The following is an 18,526-nucleotide window of genomic DNA, read 5'->3' on the forward strand; positions in this document are numbered from 1 at the left end:
GCATCTTTGTTTCCAAGCGGACAGCAACAGCCGCCCAACGAAAACGGCAGACTCGACTCGAGAAATGCCTGTTTGGTTTGTCGGCGGCTCAAATCCCGTGCTCGCAGGGCCGGTAGCTGAACCGATCGCAAGAAGCCTGCCGGTCGGCAGCTACGCAAACGAAGTAGCTGAAAACTCGTCGTAAGGCTGGTTCGGCGACGCGGCAAAGGCGCGAGGGGCCGCGAGCGACGGCCGCTCCCCTGACCGGCTTAGCTTGCACATCGTCAGCACAGGCGTGGAGACAAACGCCGCGTCATCGACGAGATTGGCCGCTTGCGGAAAAACGCAGTCATCCATCAGAGGTCCTACCCGGGCAACGCAGCTCCTAGCCAGACTTCCATTCGGTAAATGCGTTCAATCCAAAATAGCAATTTTACCAACTGCACGTACTGCTGCACGATCTCAACACTCCAGCATTCCGCTAATGCGCGCTACGCTGCAGCCTAATGTTCGACCTTGCGAACACGGCTAAGAGCACTCAAGCCGATGCCACCGAAGGGAGGCCATTGTCCGCGACTTTTTAGTCCGCCGCAGTTTGGGATTTGGTGCATATCTTGCTTAGCCAGAAAGGACAACGCAACTAAACGCCTGCCTTTGGAAAGACGCGCCGGCTCTCGGACGCGTCTTCAATCGCGCAAGGCTATAATGATTAGTCTCGTATGACACTGTCGCCTCTCACCGAGCCGCGGCACACATTCGAGTATATTCGGGAAGGAAGCGTCATGACCACCATGGCAACCGCGGCGCCTGTGCGCGCGTCGCAAGCTTGGTATAAGATACTCTACGTCCAGGTGCTGATCGCAATCCTAATTGGCGCCATGGTTGGCTGCCTATGGCCGTCTGTCGCCACAAACGACTGGGTCAAGGCGCTCGGTGATGGGTTCATCAAGCTCATCAAGATGGTGATCGCGCCCATTATTTTCTGCACCGTCACGTCTGGCATTGCGCATATTCAAGATGCCAAGAAAGTCGGGTGCGTCGGCGTCAAGGCGCTGTTCTATTTCGAGATCGTCTCCAGCTTTGCCTTGCTGTTGGGCCTTGCCATGGGCAATCTGGTCCGGATTGGCCATGGCCTTGCGGTCAAACCGGATGCTGCGGCGGTCGCCAATTACGTCAAGCAGGCGGAAGCCTCGAAAACCGTCGACTTTATTCTCAACATCATTCCCGATAGCGTGGTCGGCGCCTTCGCTCGCGGCGATGTTCTGCAGGTTCTCCTGTTCGCGATCCTTTTTGGCTTCTCGCTGATGGCGTTGGGAAAGCGTGGCGAGCGTCTGCGCGGCATGATTGACGACGTCGCGCACGCGGTGTTCGGGGTAATAGCTATTGTAATGAAAGCGGCCCCGATCGGCGCCTTCGGCGCCATGGCTTTCACAGTCGGCAAGTTCGGGCCCGCAGCACTCGGCAATCTGATCGGTCTGATCGCGCTGTTTTACGTGACTGCTGCCCTATTCGTAGTAGTCGTGCTTGGTCTGATCGCCCGCCTCGTCGGCTTTTCAATCTTCAAGTTCCTTATCTATATTAAAGACGAGCTTCTGATCGTGCTCGGTACTTCATCCTCCGAAAGCGCGCTCCCTCAATTGATGGAGAAGCTCGAGCGGCTGGGCTGCTCCAAGCCGGTGGTCGGGCTGGTGGTGCCGACTGGCTACTCCTTCAACCTTGACGGCACCAATATCTATATGACACTTGCAACATTGTTCATTGCCCAGGCACTCGGTGTCGATCTCAGCTTTGGCCAGCAGCTCACGATCCTGCTAGTAGCAATGCTAACTTCGAAGGGAGCAAGCGGCGTCACCGGCGCAGGCTTTATCACGCTCGCTGCGACATTATCGGTAGTAAACCCAGCTCTGGTGCCGGGCATGGCAATCGTGTTTTCTATCGACAAGTTCATGAGCGAGGTGCGCGCCCTCACCAACATCATCGGCAATGGCATCGCGGCTGTGTTCGTATCCTGGTGGGAAAGCGAGCTCGATCACGTGACGCTGCAGACTCGGCTCAACAAGTCCACCGCTTCCACTACTATCGACACTACAAGCACATGAGGTAGGTCCCGGATCTGAACCGCCGCCATTCGGACACGAATACTCCCCCTGCGCTCTCCGGCGCACAGCATTATTCCGCGCCGCAGCCAGGGCAGCTGCCCCTGAGAGGCTAGGGTCCAGACTCAATTGAGCCAATATGCGACGAGAGCGGCGAGATGAACAGCGGCCAAAAAATTACGGGCGAGCTTGTCATATCGCGTGGCGATGCGCCGGAAGTCCTTGAGCCTGCAAAAGCAGCGTTCGATGACATTTCGTCCTTTGTAGGCGCGTTTGTTGAAGCGATGGATGACGACACGGTTAGATTTATTGGGGATTACGGGCTTGGCGCCACGACGAATGATTGCGCCGCGAAGCTTGTCGCCATCATACCCTTTGTCGGCGAGGAGCACGCTCATGGGTGGCGCGAGCGCCAGGACATCGGGAGCCGCAGCGATATCGGCATCCTGGCCTGGAGTCAGATGCAGGACGACCGGCCGGCAGAGCGGATCGCTCAGCGCATGGATTTTTGTCGTGCGGCCTCCGCGCGAGCGGCCGATTGCTTGATTGTGCTCCCCCCTTTTCCGCCGGAGGCACACCGGTGAGCTTTAATCGAGGTCGAGTCGAGCGACAGTACGACGCCGTCTTCGCCAGGCTTGGCCAGCGCTTCGAAGATTGCGCACCATCGTCCTCGCTTGGCCCAGCGATTGAAGCGATTGTAGATCGTCGTGTAAGGGCCGTATTCACGTGGACAATCACGCCATCGTGCACCCGATTGCAGCATGTGAATGATGCCGCTGACGATGCGTCGGTCGTCGTCCCGATCCGGCCCCGTCAGTCCCCTCGGCAGATGCGGTTCGATACGCGCCCATTGCCTGTCGTTCAGCCAAAACAAACCAGCGCGCATTCTCTCGCCCCCGAATCAACACGTAGGCAAGAGAATCACGTGGCGCTATTTAGGTACAGACCCTAGTACCCGGAATCAGAGCTGAGTGATACGGCGGCCTTTGAAACGGCGTTGACGGACCTTTTTCTTGGTCCAGACGAAGGGCTCGGCTCTGTCGTTGTATGCGTTGACGTAGGCATCGATGTGTTCCTGAAGCTGCTTGAGGCTCGTGAAGGAGGTGCCGCTGAGCGACTGCCCCTGCAAGATGGAAAACCATACTTCGACCTGATTGAGCCATGACGCACTTGTCGGCGTGAAATGAAATTGCACGTTGGGGTGGGCCTTGAGCCAGTCCTCGTTCTTTTTATGGGTGTTGAGGTTGTCGAGGATGACGTGAAGCTTGCGGTTCGGAAAAGTCGCGGTGACGCTGTTCATGAAATCGAGAAACTCGACGCGGCGCCGGCGTTTTGAATGGGTCGCGATGATCTTTCCGGTGGCGACTTCGAGCGCCGCAAACAATGTTGTGGTGCCATGCCGCTTGTAATCGTGGCTTTGGCCGGTTAAGGCGCGGCCATTGGGCAACTTCAGATAACCCTGCGCTCGCTCCAAAGCCTGGATCGAGGGCTTCTCGTCCACGCACAGCACAATGGCCTTCGCCGGCGGCGCGACATAGAGGCCGACAACATCGGCGGCTTTGGCCGTAAAGTTCGGGTCGTTGCTCTCGCACCAGGACTTGCGAGCCACCAGGTCAATCTTGTGGCTGCGCAGGAACCGCCAGACATATTGGACATCGACATCGCCCAGCGCCTCGGCCAGCAGGGGGCCGGTCCAGCGCGCAAACCCTTGCGGTGGCGGCTTATCCAGCAGCTTCAGAATCCGCTTGTCGGTCGTCTTCGTATAGATCGGCTGCTTGCCAGGCCGCGGCTTGTCTTGCAGCCCTTCAAGGCCATGGTCGGCATAGCGATGCCGCCAAAGGCTGACAATCCGCGGCTGGACCCCAACTTCCTTGGCGATCGACCGGGTGCTGCGCCCATCCGCCGCCAACAGAACTATCCGCGCCCGCTTCAAATCGCGCTGCAACGTCACCGGTGAGCGACAGCACGCCTCAAGCACCTTGCGATCTTTCCTCGAAAGGTGGACTTCTCTTGCTTCGGGTATCATCCCGACCTTGAATCACGACTCACGTTCCAAGAAAAGTGGGTACTAGCGAGAAAAGAGGCAGGAGCTTTTTCAGGGTTTCGCTTTCGCACTCAAGGGCTACCGGCCATCTGAACGCTTGTGCAACATTTTTGCCAAGCCGATGACGGGACTGACGGACTAGGTATTGGTCCGCCTACGAAGATCCATATGCACGTCGCTCCACTTGCCTCACGCGATTAAGGACGACGTAGGGATCCTGCGGACGCAGCTTGTCGTTCTCGTTACGATGCGCGCTGCGTTAGCAGAGCATGGTGGGTGTGATCAGCGTGAATGGCACTCGACAAAGCCGTGGCGAGTCATACGAGGCTGCCCTGCGTTCTGCGACGCCGCTCGCTTCCAGCGGAACCAGTTTTTCGCAGCTAAAGCGCGATAAGATTGGAACGAATCATCATCGCGCGTAGGACTCGCGCGACTCCGGCTTCTGTGTCGGCAGGCGAACTTGCGCTTTCTTCGCGGGAGCGGCTGTGTCGGGGAGACGAGTCATTGGGCAGCTTTTTTCTGATCCTTGCCGGTCCGGAGGCGCGCCTTCGAACCTATCGGCTGAACTGAAACCACTGTCCTCATTCCGCGGCCTAATGGGGCGCATTGGCCGTAGGCTCGAGCGATGCGCAAAAGCGGACGTTTCAGCTTCGACTAAAGTCGCGTCAGCGACACCTACTGAAAGGTTTAGGACAAATATACGTATGTTTATAATGCGTTTTTTCCCCGCCCGTGCTGAGTTCGGCAGCCGATGATCGATCTTGCACACGCTATCATGCGGACCCAAGTGTTCAAGATTGCCTCATTTTTGCCTAAAATGCTATAGCTCTCCCGCCGGATAACAGGCCGGACGGTCTCAAAATGTATAGGATCAGCAGTTTCAAACGTTCAGCCCCTCAGTTGACCTTGGGCAGCATAGCGCTAGCCGCGGTTACACTGACTTGCGTGTACTTTCAGGCGCATTTCGCCGCCGCGGCGTTCGCCTATTTGTTAGTAGTCTTACTATTTTCGTTGATGGGCAGCTTCATTGCTTCATCAGCGCTTTGCATCGTCGCAATCGCTGCTCTCGCATACTACTTTGCGCCGCCGGCGTTTAGTTTACGAATCGATGATCCCCGCGATGTTCCTGTGGTTGTTGCATTTCTTATTGTCTCTGTTGTCGGAACGTACCTGATTGGAAAACTCCGCCAGGAAAGAGAGGCTGCACGTGTGGCTGCGGCCAAGCTTCAGCGGAGTGCCTCGGATTTGGAGGATCGTGAAAAACGGTGGCGCGCAATTTTCGAGCACAATCCAGCCATGTACTTCATGGTCGATGAGGCCGGCATTGTCCTCAACGTCAATACGTTGGGCGCGACACAACTGGGATTTGCTTGTGCAGAACTATTGGGCCAATCCGTGCTCGACGTATTTCTGGAGGAGGATCGCGCATTCGTCCGCAAATGCATTCAGACGTGTCTTGAGGATGTTGGACAATCGCGCACTTGGGACGTCCGGAAAGTCAGGAAGGACGGTTCTGTATTGTGGGTGCGTGAAAACGCCAAGGCCATGCTTTGGGCCGGCGACCGCCCCGTCATCCTCATGGCGTGCGAAGATATTACGGAGCGCAAGCAGACCGAGCTTGCGCTGCAGCGGAGCGAAGCGCATTTGGCTCACGCGCAGGAGTTGAGTCATACAGGCAGCTTCAGCTGGAACGCCTCTACCGGCGAGGCCTTCTGGTCTAAGGAGACATTTCGGATTTTCCAAATCGATCTTCAGACGACACCGGCGCCACAACTCGTCATTGAGCGCACGCACCCAGATGATAGGGCTTCTGTCAAAGAGATTATCGATGAAGCGATGCGAGACCTGAGGGATTTCGAGCACGAGTACCGGCTGCTGCTACCTGACGGCTCCGTGAAGCACATCCATGCGCAGGCACGAGTCACGCGAACCGCCTCTGGTGAAATTGAGTTTGTTGGGGCAGCCACCGATATTACGGCAGCTAGGCGAGCAGAACAGCAGTTGCGCCGAAGCGAGGCCTATCTGGCCGAGGCTCAGCATCTCACTCACACAGGCAGCTGGTCCTGGGACGTCCACACACGAGATTTCGTTTATCGCTCCGCTGAGGTCGACCGCCTGTTTGGCTTTAACCCACAAGAGCCGGTTTCGCTAGAGACTATTCGATCGCGCATCCATCCGGAAGACTTGCCAGGGTTGCAGGAGGTGCAGCGTCAGGCGATTGACCAGGAGCACGAACGGTTCGAATATGATTTCCGTGTTATTCTGCCAGATGGCGGGATAAGGCGCATACACTCCGTTGCACACGTTGTCGTCGGCAGCGATGGTAATGTCAGCGAGCTGATCGGAACACATATGGATGTTACCGAGCAACACGCAGCTAGGGAACGCTTGGAAAACACGCTTGTAGCGCTGCGCGAGAGCGAACAGCGCTTTCGCGACTATGCCGAGACTGCTTCCGACTGGCTCTGGGAAACCGGGCCAGATCATCGGGTCACTCACTTGTCCGAGCACACCAGCGCTGCGGGAATTTTGGCGACAGGGTTAACGGGCCTGCTTCGCTGGGACATCGCGTGCGACATGGAAGAAGAACCGGAGAAGTGGCGTCAGCATCGGGCGACGTTGCAGGCACACCTGCCGTTCCGGGATCTCATCTACCGTACCGTAAATAGGATGGGATCTCCGATCTACGTCCGCACTAGTGGCAAGCCCTTCTTCGACGGAAACGGAAATTTTTTGGGCTATCGCGGCGTCAGCACTGACATCACCGCTACCATTCGCGCTGATCAGGCCGAACAAGAGCTGCGAAAGGCACAGGCGGAGCTTGCACATGTGACGCGTGTAACGACCTTGGGAGAAATGACAACTTCTATCGCCCACGAGATAACCCAACCACTCGCCGCTATCCTCAGCAACGCCGATGCGTGCCTCGGCTGGATGGCTCGCGATGTTCCCAATCTTGCAGCCGCGCGCTCTTCAGTCGAATGGATCATAGAAGATGCAATCCGGGCAAGCGAGGTGATCCGTAGTATTCGCGCACTCGCGAAAAAGGGCGAGATCGAGATGGTGCCGCTCGACATTAATCAGGTGGTTAGGGACGTCAGCGCGCTGGTAACACGAGAGCTGGTGAGCCACCAAGTGACGTTGCGAAGCGAGTTGGCGTCTGCGCTGCCTAGGGTCCTCGGTGATCGAATTCAGCTACAACAAGTGATCATCAATCTGGTGATGAACGGAATCGAGGCCATGGACGCAGTTACAGACCGGCCGCGTGAACTTCTGATTCAATCATCTACGGACGATCTGGGGTACGTGCAGCTTTCCGTGACCGATTGCGGCGTCGGGATCGCCGAGAATGACGCGGACCGCGTCTTGGACCCCTTCTTCACCACCAAATCGAGCGGCCTAGGAATGGGCCTTTCGATCTGCCGGTCGATCGTGGAAGTTCACGGAGGACGAATTTCAGTGGTTCAGAAAAATGGACCGGGCGCGACGTTCCAGTTTGCCCTTCCGCTGCATAAGGAGGCCATCTCGTGACAGGACGATTTGACTGGAGAGGCCAAGGCGGACATACCGAGGCTTCGACGAAGGCAATCGTCTTTGTCGTCGAGGATGACATCTCTATGCGTCGCTCGCTTACGAACCTTTTTCGATCGGTAGGCTTGGAGGTCGTGGCGTTCGGATCGGCCCGTGAAATGCTGCAGAGCACAATGCCGGACGTCACAAGCTGTCTAGTTCTTGATGTCCGGCTGCCGGGCCTGAGCGGCCTTGACTACCAGACCGAGCTCGCCAGGTTGAACATACACATCCCAATCATCTTCATTACCGGCCATGGCGACATTCCCATGACCGTCAGGGCCATGAAGGGAGGCGCGGTCGATTTCCTCAGCAAGCCCTTCCGCGATCAGGAACTGCTTGATGCCGTCGTTGCGGCGACCGAACGCGATCGCAAAAGACGAGAAGCTCAGCGAACCGTGGCGAACCTGAAATCTCTATTTGAGACCCTAAGCCCGCGAGAACAGGCAGTGATGAAACTGGTCGCGACGGGGCTGATGAACAAGCAGGTAGCCGCCGAACTTGGGCTCGCCGAGATCACCGTCAAGATCTACCGGGGACACGTAATGAAAAAGATGCGTGCCCGCTCGCTGGCTGACTTGATCAGAATGAGCGAGACGCTCGGAATTAGCGCCAATCACACTGAACAAACCCAAGTATGATTTTACAATTCCATCACTTAAGCCCACTTTCGCGAAAGTGGCTGACGGTTTGGCAGCCGCTGTACTGCGTCGGGAGGGCTCATCTTGTCCACGCCTTTGATTTCCGTCGTTGACGACGACCCCTCGGTCCGTGCGGCGACAGAAAACCTTTTGAAATCGCGTGGCTACGTCGTGCAGATATTTGCCTCGGCCGAGGCGCTCCTGCGGTCGCCGCGGTTGAACGAGATATCCTGCGTCATAACTGATGTGCAGATGGCAGCGATGAGCGGGCTGGAGCTGCTGGCAGAGATGCGGACGCGTGGTTACCAAGCACCCTTCATTTTCATTACAGCTTTCCCCAACGAGCGCGTACGCGCGTCAGCCTTGGACGCCGGAGCGATCGGCTTCCTCGCCAAACCATTCGGCGTACAAGAGTTAGTCAAGTGTCTCGACAGCGCACTGCAGGCATATGGCGACCGAGGCCGCATCTGATTCGATCAACTGCGCGTTCTTGTCCGATCTAACGACGATCACGCACCGGGCAACCTCTTTGCGGCCGGAACCGCGACCTGCCCTAACGTTATTAGGAGCTAATTCTTGCCCGCCAAAGCATTACCGGCTACTGTCGGCTGCAAAACAACCTTTGACCTTGCGAGAGACGGAGGGTACGCCGGCTCGATTCATTCCAGGTCGTGATCAAAGTAATGCCGGCCCAGAGCGATCAGCGCCCCTAGCATTTAACTCCACCTGGAGCGAAGCTATATGCTCCATTGCAGAGCGGTTCCCGAGAGCGCTCGGCAAGCACGAGATTGGTTGTGCTCAGCCCAGCCGCGGTGACGACGAAATGGAGCTTCGCCAGGACGCCCCTCATGTCTTGGTCACCGCTTTTCCGGTGAAAGCGCTTTGAACGATGCCCAGCCCAAGGAATTGTTACGTCCGCTGACGCGTGCGGGTTGGACTTGTCTATAGGGCCGCCGCTTCGTTATCGATTCCCAGCGCTCCGGCTATCGTCAAGCTCCCACATCATGTGTGGCAGACCTCTGGTCCAACCCGTCAAACGTGCTCGGCGCAACACGTCCCCACCACGGCCGGGCTATCACACAGGTGTCCTCGCCGCAGCGAGCATCGGCAGCAACTGGTTTGTACTGTAGCCCCCAATTTCTTAGGGCAAACAAATCAGTCAGCAACTGCTAAGCTAAGGAGGACCGAGGAGACAGCATTGATGTCTCCTGTGTCAGAACGTAACCTAAGTTCGTCTGAGCTATGCGGGATTTTGGGTGACGAGGCGATCAGGCGGCGTGGTTTTCCGGCACTTGGATGACCTCGATGCCGTTTTCGAATCTGACACCTGCGCTGACCTTCGGCAACTGATTTGTGCCTTTCAGCCGCCGCCAGGTCTTTGATGCGGCGCAGAGCAGCTTGAACACCATCAACTTGGCAGTCGTTGACGATAACGAACCTTTCGTGCGCACCGTTCTGTGCCGGACCGTCGCGAACACGCTTTCGATGGGATTCGTCGTCCGCAAGTGGTCCCAATGCTCGGCGGGGAATTCGTAGAACGCAAGCATTGCGTCGCGATCTTTCGTCAGGCACTCGACCGCCTTGTCGTACTTCGCTCCGTATTTCTCGGCAAAGACATCGATCGCCACTTCGGCCGAAGCTCGGTTGGACGCCAAATAGACCTCGCGCAGATCCTTCTTCATGCTGGCCTGTACCGACACTGCGACTTTGTTCAAGATATTCGCGGTTTTGTGCACCCAGCACCGCTGATGTCGCGTGGCGGGAAAGACCTCGTCGAGCGCCTTCCAGAAGCCGAGCGCGCCGTCACCGACGGCGATTTCCGGGGCGATCTTCAGCCCACGGGTTTTCGCCTCGACGAGCAGTTCGTGCCAGCTCTGCGTGCTCTCGCGCACGCCGACCTGGAAGCCGATGAGTTCCTTCTTGCCTTCCGGCGTCGCGCCGATCAGCACCAGCATGCATTCGCTGTGGTCTTCCATGCGAGCCTGCAGGAAGACGCCGTCCGCCCACACGTATACGTACCGGCGCGCCGACAGATCGCGCTTCTGCCAACGCTCGTACTCGAGCTGCCACTCCGTCGTCAGTCTGGAAACCACCCCCGGAGAAAGATTCGGCGCATCCTTGCCCAAGAGCGCCGCCAGCGCCTCCTGGAAGTCGCCCGTCGAGATGCCTCGCAGGTACAGAACCGGCAAAAGTGCATCCAAGCTCTTCGTGCGCCGTGCCCACAACGGCAGGATCGCCGAGGTGAAGCGGATCCGCTCGCCATCGCTGGTCACCGCGCGATCGCGAATCTTTACCCGGGCGACTTCGACGGCGCCGATCCCCGTCTGGATCGTCCGCGCTGGACCATGGCCGTGCCGCACGAGGCGGTCGCGGCCATCGGGACGCTTCAAGCCCTTCATCGCGGCGAGAAACGCCTCGGCTTCCATCTCGACAGCCTGCGCAAGCAGCTGCCGAGCACCAGATCGCAAAATATTCGTCAGTGGATCGTCGATCTCATCGGGCTGACGCAGTGGGACAATGTTGCTATGCTCGTTCATGGCGTATCGCTCTCCTTGAGGTTCTGGCAGGCTCGACACCCGCCTCGATACGCCGCCTATCTCATTCCGTCATCACCCAGTTTCCCGCATAGCTCGTCTGCTGGGTTGAGCTGGCCGCTTCCGGAGGGAATGACCGATGAAGACCTGGAGCTTTTGCTTTTCCCGGCCCCACGACCAGCGTCTCAGAGCCCGCAGCGGCCGGTGCCCGACTGGAGCTACATCGATAAAGAGCTCCGCCGGCGCAACGTAACCCGTCGCCTGCTCTGGGAGGAGTATCGCGCCGTTAATCCCGACGGTTTCGGGTACACGTGGTTCTGCACTACCTACGAGGCCTGGAAGGGGCGGGTCCGACCTTCGATGCGGCAGATTCATCTGGGCGGCGAGAAGGTGTTCGTGGATTTCGCCGGCGACACCATCGACATCGTCGATCCCCTGACCGGGGAAGTGCAGCCGATGAAGCTGTTCGTCGCGGCGATGGGCGCTTCGAACTACACCTACGCCGAGGCCTGCCCCAGCGAGAGCTTGGCCGACTGGATCCGGGCCCACGTCAACTTGTTCACGTTTTTGAGCGGAACGCCGACGTTCGTGGTCTGCGACAACCTCAAAGCCGCCGTCAGCAACCCCGACCGCTACGATCCCGGCCTCAATCGCACTTATGCCGAGATGGCGAGCCATTACGGCACCGCCATTCTCGCCGCACGGCCGCGGCGCCCAAAAGACAAGGCGAAGGTCGAGGTCGCGGTGCAAATCGCCCAGCGCTGGATTCTGGCCCGGCTGCGCAATCAGCGCTTCTTTTCCCGGGCCGAGCTCAACGCCGCCATCAAGACACTCGTCGACGAACTCAATGCTCGTCAAATGCGTGGCTTCGGCTCAAGCCGCGCCGAACTGTTTGCCGAACTCGACAAACCCAAGCTAACCCCGCTGCCAGATCAGCCTTATGCCTTCGCACGCTGGAAGCGCTGCCGCCTCGCTCCCGATTATCATGTCGAGGTCGACGGCCATTGGTACTCCGCGCCGTATCGTCTGATTGGCGAGCTGGTCGATGCCCGTATCGACGATCGGACGGTCGAGATCTTCCACAAGGGCCAGCGGATCGCCAGCCATGCCCGCGCGCCCAACCGACGCGGACACACCACCATCGCCGACCACATGCCCAGCGCCCATCGCCGCTACGGCGAATAGACCCCCGCCGCGGTGATCGCCGCCGGCGAGCGGATCGGTCCTTCGACAGCAGCGTTTTTCCAGGCCGTGATCGACGCCCGGCCCCATCCAGAACAAGGCTTTCGAACCTGCCTTGGCATTCTGGCGCTCGTCAAAAGCTACGGCGCCGACTGACCGGAATGGCCAAGGCCTTCGAGGAGCAGCGCCGATCGCCCGATCTCGAAGCCCTGCCGTTCGAAGATCGCATCGGCCTGTTGGTCGACCGCGAAGCCGCCGAACGCGACACCAGGCGGCTCACCACGCGCCTCAAGATCGCCGCACTGCGCCAGACTGCTTGCGTCGAGGACGTCGATCTGCGCACCCCGCGGGGCATCGACCGCGCCGTTTTCGCCAAACTCGTCGAAGGTCGCTGGATCGATCGCCACGAGAATTTGCTCGTCACCGGGGCAACCGGCCTGGGCAAAAGTTGGTTAGCCTGCGCGCTCGGCCACAAGGCCTGCCGCGACAACCGATCAGTCCTCTATCATCGCGTTCCAAGGCTGTTCGAGGCGCTCGCGCGCGGAGACGGACGCTACGCCCGGCTCCTCAAAAGCCTCGGCCGCGCTCAGCTTCTGATTTTGGATGATTGGGGACTATCGGTGCTCACCGCCGCGGAACGCCGCGATCTGCTCGAAATCCTCGAGGACCGACATGGCCGCGCATCCACCATCGTCACAAGTCAGCTCCCCGTGGACACCTGGCATGGAGCCATTGGGGACCCCACGGTCGCCGACGCCATTCTCGATCGCCTCGTCCACAACGCCCACCGCCTCCAGCTCACCGGAGAAAGCATGCGAAAACGCAGCGCCAAAACCATCACCCTTGACGGCCAACCAGAACACTGACTCTATCTCCCATTGGCCGTAGCGGGCTGCTCACGATCGTCTGAATTCAGTGCTCACGATCGCGCGAAATCGATGCTCACGATCCGTGAAATCCGCAGTCTGCTGGGCGATCGCCTGCTCGCGCGTCAGGCGGGCCATTTCGACCGTCGAGACGCTGCCCGATTTGATCAGTGACGAGGCCCGCTCGACGGCGGCCACTGCCTTCTCCCGTCGCGCGGCCGCGGCCTCGATCGCCGACTGGATTTCGGCAATGCGCGCCTGGAGCTGGAGGATGCGACCGTCGCGGAACTGGGCCGCCTGGCGGGCGAGGTCCTGTTGCGCCGTCTCGGCGGCCGCAAGCTTGGCGGCGAAACTCGGGCGCTCATTTTCCATCCGGGACATCTGCCGCCGAAGATCGTCGAGCCGCACGCGATCGCCACGCGCGTTGACGACATGAAGGATCGCGTCGCCCTCATGGACCACGCTGAGTTGCGTCGAGCCTTGCGGCGGCTTCGCGCTCACGGTGCCGTCAATCGGCGAGCGCAACGTCACGATCCTGGCATTGACCACGGCCGCAACGCTCGAGGTCTGCAGCACGGCCTTCAGCGGCAACCATCCGAAGACGGCCACAATCGCAAGGCCAATGCCGACCTTGAGCAGGCGGCGAACCGGCGCGAGCCTGCAGGTACTTCGGGATGGGAAGCACTATCGCTGACGGGCTCGCTCACCGGCTCGTCGTGCGCCGGCTGCAACCGATCCTGCAAATCGCGCTGCAACCCTCGTGCGCCCGATTCCTCGTCCTTGCTGACGGACGTATGATCTTCGGGAACGGGCTTCTGCTGTTCCTGATTCTCTCCTTTTGTGAGACGTCAAGCCCAACATATTGCTTCATAGCCCCTCCGATTCGTGTGATTGCGTGCAGGCTTGAAGATAGCGGACCTTTCGTCCCGCGGGCGCCGACCGCAATTATGTCATCGTGTGGGGTCCGGACGCCGATCGGCGTCCCAAGTACTTGATTGACTTCGCGCGTACGGGGGTCAATGTTCAGCGTCGATTCACAGCCAACTCTATCTCGCCCACGGCGACATCAGCCCCTGAGTCGGTTTTGCAGTGCCTGCCGATCGACGACGAGCTGGTCCAGGTGGACTGTCTGCCCTCCTTGCTCCAATTGCCTAACCAGCGCCCGCGTCCCGTCCACGACAAAGACGCCGCAATCATAAGTGTTCTGCTGCTGGGCCATGCCGGCTGGCTCCAGGCGGAGGTGCAGCCTACTTGCGAGATGCTCTGCATGCTTTTTGTTGAGTCCCCTGTAGGAATCGTAGTGGTAGGCGACCGGCTGCCCCCGGTCACTGCGATCAACGAACAGCAGCGACCAATGGTTGCCGAGGTTATTAGGATCTTCAGGGTTGGCATTAATCACGGGCAGGAACAGGAAGTCGGCTGTATCATTAAATTCATCATCATGGACGATGCGCTGGAACTCGGTTTGCACGACGCCATCGTCGTTAGAGCCCAGATAATTTAGGACGATGAGGGGATTCACGAACCGCGTCCGGGCGGCGAGATCCGGATCGTTCCTCTGCAAATCCTGCTCCTGGAGCCGGTAATCCCTGTCGATATGCTCGTCGCCCAGCCATTCCGTGTCCTCGAGCACCAGCCCGTGGCCGTGAGACGAGACTGTCGGATCTAAAGCCCCGATCTGAGCGTTGGCGGAGGTGATCGGAAACGGCCGTACAGAATTAGCATCGTCGCGTGATTCGGACGGCGTGGGCGCAGTCAGATCAACCAATGGAAAACCGCGGTAGGTGTCCGAGCGCGCCCTGGCAGCGGGCGCCGGCGCAAAGTGAGCATCGTCGCGCAATTCCCACGGCGTGGGCGCATCCAGATGCACCAATGACTCAAGGCCGCCGTAGATGTCTGAGGGAGCCCTGCCGGTTGATGGTGAGGCCGGTTCTTGCATCTGCCGTCGCGCCAGCTCCTCGCGCAACCACGCCAAAGCTTCATCATCCGAGAAGGCTGGCGCCGGAGAAAGCCCCTGCGGCGAACCGGGCTGTCGAGCGCCCTGGTGATGCCCCGGTACTGGCCCGGCAAACAGCGGCCGAAAGTCAGGCGCCGGGGCCCAAGCATTGTCACGCAACTCGAATGGTGTGCGCGGATTCGGATTAACCGCTGCCTCAAGACCGGCGTAGGTGTCTGAGCGAGCCCTGGCAGGATGCGCTGGCGCAAAATGAGCATCGTCGCGCAACTCGGACGGCGTCGGCGCATTCAGATCAACAAATGGCTCAAGACCAGCGTAGGTGTCTGAACGGGCCCTGGCAGGATGCGCTGGCGCAAAATGAGCATCGTCGCGCAACTCGGACGGCGTCGGCGCATTCAGATCAACAAATGGCTCAAGACCAGCGTAGGTGTCTGAACGAGCCCTGGCAGGATGCGCTGGCGCAAAATGAGCATCGTCGCGCAACTCGGACGGCGTCGGCGCATTCAGATCAACAAATGGCTCAAGACCAGCGTAGGTGTCTGAACGAGCCCTGGCAGGATGCGCCGGCGCAAAGTGAGCATCGTCGCGCAACTCGGACGGCGTCGGCGCATTCAGATCAACAAATGGCTCAAGACCAGCGTAGGTGTCTGAACGAGCCCTGGCAGGATGCGCCGGCGCAAAGTGAGCATCGTCGCGCAACTCGGACGGCGTCGGCGCATTCAGATCAACAAATGGCTCAAGACCAGCGTAGGTGTCTGAACGAGCCCTGGCAGGATGCGCCGGCGCAAAGTGAGCATCGTCGCGCAACTCGGACGGCGTCGGCGCATTCAGATCAACAAATGGCTCAAGACCAGCGTAGGTGTCTGAACGAGCCCCGGCAGGATGCGCCGGCGCAAAGTGAGCATCGTCGCGCAACTCGGACGGCGTCGGCGCATTCAAATCAACAAATGGCTCAAGACCAGCGTAGGTGTCTGAACGAGCCCTGGCAGGATGCGCCGGCGCAAAGTGAGCATCGTCGCGCAACTCGGACGGCGTCGGCGCATTCAGATCAACAAATGGCTCAAGACCAGCGTAGGTGTCTGAACGGGCCCTGGCAGGATGCGCTGGCGCAAAATGAGCATCGTCGCGCAACTCGGACGGCGTCGGCGCATTCAGATCAACAGATGGCTCAAGCCTGCCCTTAGCATGTGACGGGGGCCTGGATGGTGATGCTGGTTCGTGCAGCTGTTCACCCAACCAAACCCAAGCTCCCGCGCTTGGGCTTGCCGGCGTTGAGGGAAGATCCTGCGCCGAGCCGGGATGCCGATCGCCCCACGCGGCCGGCGAGCTCGGCTGCTCAGGGCCTGGCAGCCCCAGCTCTCGGTTCGCCTCGATGAGTTTTAAGTAGCTGCGAAGATGCGACAAATCGGGACGGTATCTTGCGCCTCCGGTCCGTTGGAACGCCAGCACATCGTTGTCCAGCGTTAACTGCTCCTTGCTAGAGCCGTTAAGTCGCCCGATGATGCTCCCTTTGCGATTCCCTTTAAGCCACGCACTCAGCGCGCGAAGACGTGTCGCCCGCTTTTGCGCAGACCCCTTATCCTTCGCAGTTTTAACATGTTTCAGAGCTTGGCTCAGCGCGCCCTCGATGAGGGGCGCATCTTCTGGATGAGGAACCAGGCGACGTGGGGCACCGAGGACGCGGGGTTCGGGAGCTTCGGCTTCTTCACCCCCACGCAAGAGCCGCCGGAGAACATCCAGGGCCGATGTAATGCGGTGCTGGGGGTCACGGCCCAATCTCCGGTACGCCGCAATTTCCTCATCCAGCGGTGTACCTTTTCGTAGCCGAGAAGCTACGGACCCCCCATGCTCTGCGTTGACCCAGCGAACAAATCTCCCAAGCCCGGAAACACTGTTATTGATGGCGCCTGGGGTGAGCTTGCGCCGCTTGGCGTCTACACGAAACCTCGCCAAGAGCTCCGCGTCTTCCCCCGGGAGCGGCTCGCCGATTAGCTCGTTTTGCGACAGCATCGGAGCCTGCATCTGCAATGGGGACGCCGCCAGTTGATGGGATGGCGTCTGCATCAGCTGCCGCTCAACGGCGACGCCCTGCGGATTGCTTAGCGTCTTCTGCCTCTTCGCTGATCTCAACTCCCCTATATCATGCTCATTGATGACGAGAACCTGCTCGCCTGGCCCGAGCGGGTTCCTGTGACGTTTATCCGTCAGTTCGTCGTCATGGTGGCGCCAGTTCAGGGACCCTGCAGCATCCAATGCCAGGCCATGCGGCGGTGAAACCCCATGGTCGGCGCGGGGCAAGTTCAAGTCACGAAAAGACCCTCCTGCATCCGCTGCTTGTTGATGGTGCGCAATTGTCTCGATAGGCGGCGAGGAGCTGGGTCCGTCCATCGTCTCCAAAAGCAGATCCTGCTGGTTCGCAGGCAGAGTCTCCGGCCAGCTGATAGCTCCGCTCGAGCTGTGCTGTGCAGTCGCGGCCCGGGTCCGGCTCGGCTCAGCGCGAACCGCGCCTTCGAAATCAGGAACGGGGCGAATATGAGGCCGGAGCTCGATCGCTCTAGCACCCGCCGGCGACCTCAGGAGATGAGCCAGTGCGGCCCCGGCTTTTCTGCGGCCACGGGGGTCCGCCTCCTTATACTGGCTGACATCATTATCCAGCGAGCCGTCGCCAAGTCGAGCAGCAATGCCGGGCTTATCGTTCTCACGGAGGTAATCACTGAAATCGATAAGAAGAGTTGCATACTTCCTGACGGTGTTGGCGGTGCCTGACGCTGCATCTTCCTTGTACCCTTTGATGAGATCCGCATCTTGGGAATAGGGATTCAGCTCAACCCGGCTTGCAATCGGCGCGATGCCGCCCGGCGATTGGGAGGCTCGAAGATGAACCAGTGGCGTAGCGATGGCCTGCCCCTCCTGCTTGCCGAACTCCAGGGCATCCTCGACCAGCGACTCTTCGGAAAGCCGGGCAGCAATGCCCGGCTTTCCGTTCTTTACGAGCCAATGCCCCAATCCGAGAAGACAACGTACATTGCGCCTGACGGTGCGCTCGGTGGCCCCAGCCTTGAAGAGTGCCGGCCCGAGCCCCTCAATAAGAGACGCATCGTCGGAATAAACAGGATCCATGCCGCTTCCTGCGAAAACCAAATTTGCATGGCCGAGCGGCAGCGCCGACGCATTCAGCGTCGTTCCACCGCCTTCACCGTGCGGAGCCGGCGTATATGGTTGCCCGCTCGCCCGCACGATGGGTCGCGCCTCAGATCGCGATGCATCCGCTTGATAGGCGCGGACCTGCATGAGCACGGGAGCGGACAGGACAGCGACCTCGCTCAGCTGCCGCTGAAAGGCCGCCGCCTCTGCCGACGAGTCGGCTGGAGAGGCATCTTGCGCGTCCACGCTATCCGTTTGTTGCCCCCCCCGATTCATTGAGACGAATTTCATGTGTACTCACTTTCGAAGATGAAGAGCCTGGAGCGCTGATCGCATGCGCCTGGACTTGAGACGACACATCGCCGGCATTTGACGGTTCAGCTGCCAAGCGAAAGGAAGTTGGGGTCACGACGCTCCCGATCGAATTTCAATCGGACCCTGTTGTCGATCTGTTCGAGGAAGCCCGCGCCGGCTTCGAGCTCATCGAGGATTTCCTCTCGGTGAGAAACGGTC

10 protein-coding genes and 1 pseudogene are annotated in these 18,526 nt (G+C 59.4%); 6 read left to right on the forward strand and 5 right to left on the reverse strand.

The genetic code is table 11. The features are described from left to right. The first annotated feature begins 761 nt into the window (after positions 1–761). On the forward strand, positions 762–2,078 hold the full coding sequence (gene dctA / locus ACVJ19_RS01600) for a C4-dicarboxylate transporter DctA (RefSeq protein ID WP_011084529.1): 1,317 nt from the start codon (positions 762–764) through the stop codon (positions 2,076–2,078). A 122-nt stretch (positions 2,079–2,200) separates the two neighbouring features. Here the strand turns inward: dctA and ACVJ19_RS01605 are convergent. Together ACVJ19_RS01605 and ACVJ19_RS01610 are read right to left on the reverse strand one after the other, a co-directional pair. Further along, positions 2,201–2,961, reverse strand: a protein-coding gene (locus ACVJ19_RS01605) for an IS5-like element ISBj2 family transposase (protein WP_110115815.1) whose coding sequence is annotated in 2 segments (ribosomal slippage) — positions 2,201–2,622 and positions 2,622–2,961 — 762 coding nt in all. Because the reading frame shifts where the segments join, the coding sequence is not laid out codon by codon here. Positions 2,962–3,036: 75 nt separating this feature from the next. Continuing rightward, positions 3,037–4,101: an IS630-like element ISRj1 family transposase gene (locus ACVJ19_RS01610; RefSeq protein ID WP_011084514.1), complete on the reverse strand. Its 1,065-nt coding sequence runs from the start codon at positions 4,099–4,101 to the stop codon at positions 3,037–3,039. 879 nt (positions 4,102–4,980) lie between these two features. Between ACVJ19_RS01610 and ACVJ19_RS01615 the strand changes: the two genes are divergently transcribed. From ACVJ19_RS01615 to ACVJ19_RS01625, 3 genes are all read left to right on the forward strand, one after another. Next, on the forward strand, positions 4,981–7,650 hold the full coding sequence (locus ACVJ19_RS01615; protein WP_011084527.1) for a PAS domain-containing protein: 2,670 nt from the start codon (positions 4,981–4,983) through the stop codon (positions 7,648–7,650). Next, positions 7,647–8,330: a response regulator transcription factor gene (locus ACVJ19_RS01620; protein WP_011084526.1), complete on the forward strand. Its 684-nt coding sequence runs from the start codon at positions 7,647–7,649 to the stop codon at positions 8,328–8,330. Before ACVJ19_RS01615 ends, ACVJ19_RS01620 begins: the two co-directional genes overlap by 4 nt. A gap of 84 nt (positions 8,331–8,414) precedes the next feature. After that, positions 8,415–8,801 carry a response regulator transcription factor gene (locus ACVJ19_RS01625; protein WP_018648887.1) on the forward strand — a complete coding sequence of 129 codons (387 nt, stop codon included), beginning with the start codon at positions 8,415–8,417 and terminating at the stop codon, positions 8,799–8,801. Between the two features lie 797 nt (positions 8,802–9,598). On the opposite strand, the gene ACVJ19_RS01630 is transcribed toward ACVJ19_RS01625, so the two are convergent. Then, positions 9,599–10,867 (reverse strand): IS256 family transposase, encoded by a 1,269-nt coding sequence (locus ACVJ19_RS01630; RefSeq protein WP_354269248.1) that lies wholly within the window; start codon positions 10,865–10,867, stop codon positions 9,599–9,601. Between the two features lie 39 nt (positions 10,868–10,906). Here ACVJ19_RS01630 and istA point away from each other — a divergent pair. Both istA and istB read left to right on the forward strand, forming a co-directional pair. Continuing rightward, positions 10,907–12,199 (forward strand): annotated as a pseudogene (gene istA, locus ACVJ19_RS01635) (IS21 family transposase); the annotation flags it as partial. An 8-nt stretch (positions 12,200–12,207) separates the two neighbouring features. Next, the gene (gene istB, locus ACVJ19_RS01640; RefSeq protein ID WP_038952402.1) at positions 12,208–12,912 is read left to right on the forward strand and encodes an IS21-like element ISFK1 family helper ATPase IstB; all 705 of its coding nucleotides are present in this window, start codon (positions 12,208–12,210) and stop codon (positions 12,910–12,912) included. 30 nt (positions 12,913–12,942) lie between these two features. Here the strand turns inward: istB and ACVJ19_RS01645 are convergent, their stop codons facing one another. Continuing rightward, positions 12,943–13,521 (reverse strand): hypothetical protein, encoded by a 579-nt coding sequence (locus tag ACVJ19_RS01645; RefSeq protein WP_011084521.1) that lies wholly within the window; start codon positions 13,519–13,521, stop codon positions 12,943–12,945. Positions 13,522–13,978: 457 nt separating this feature from the next. Beyond that, the gene (locus tag ACVJ19_RS01650; RefSeq protein WP_011084517.1) at positions 13,979–18,304 is read right to left on the reverse strand and encodes a Ulp1 family isopeptidase; all 4,326 of its coding nucleotides are present in this window, start codon (positions 18,302–18,304) and stop codon (positions 13,979–13,981) included. Positions 18,305–18,526 lie beyond the last annotated feature (222 nt).

The sequence above is a fragment of the Bradyrhizobium sp. USDA 376 genome (assembly GCF_054063675.1).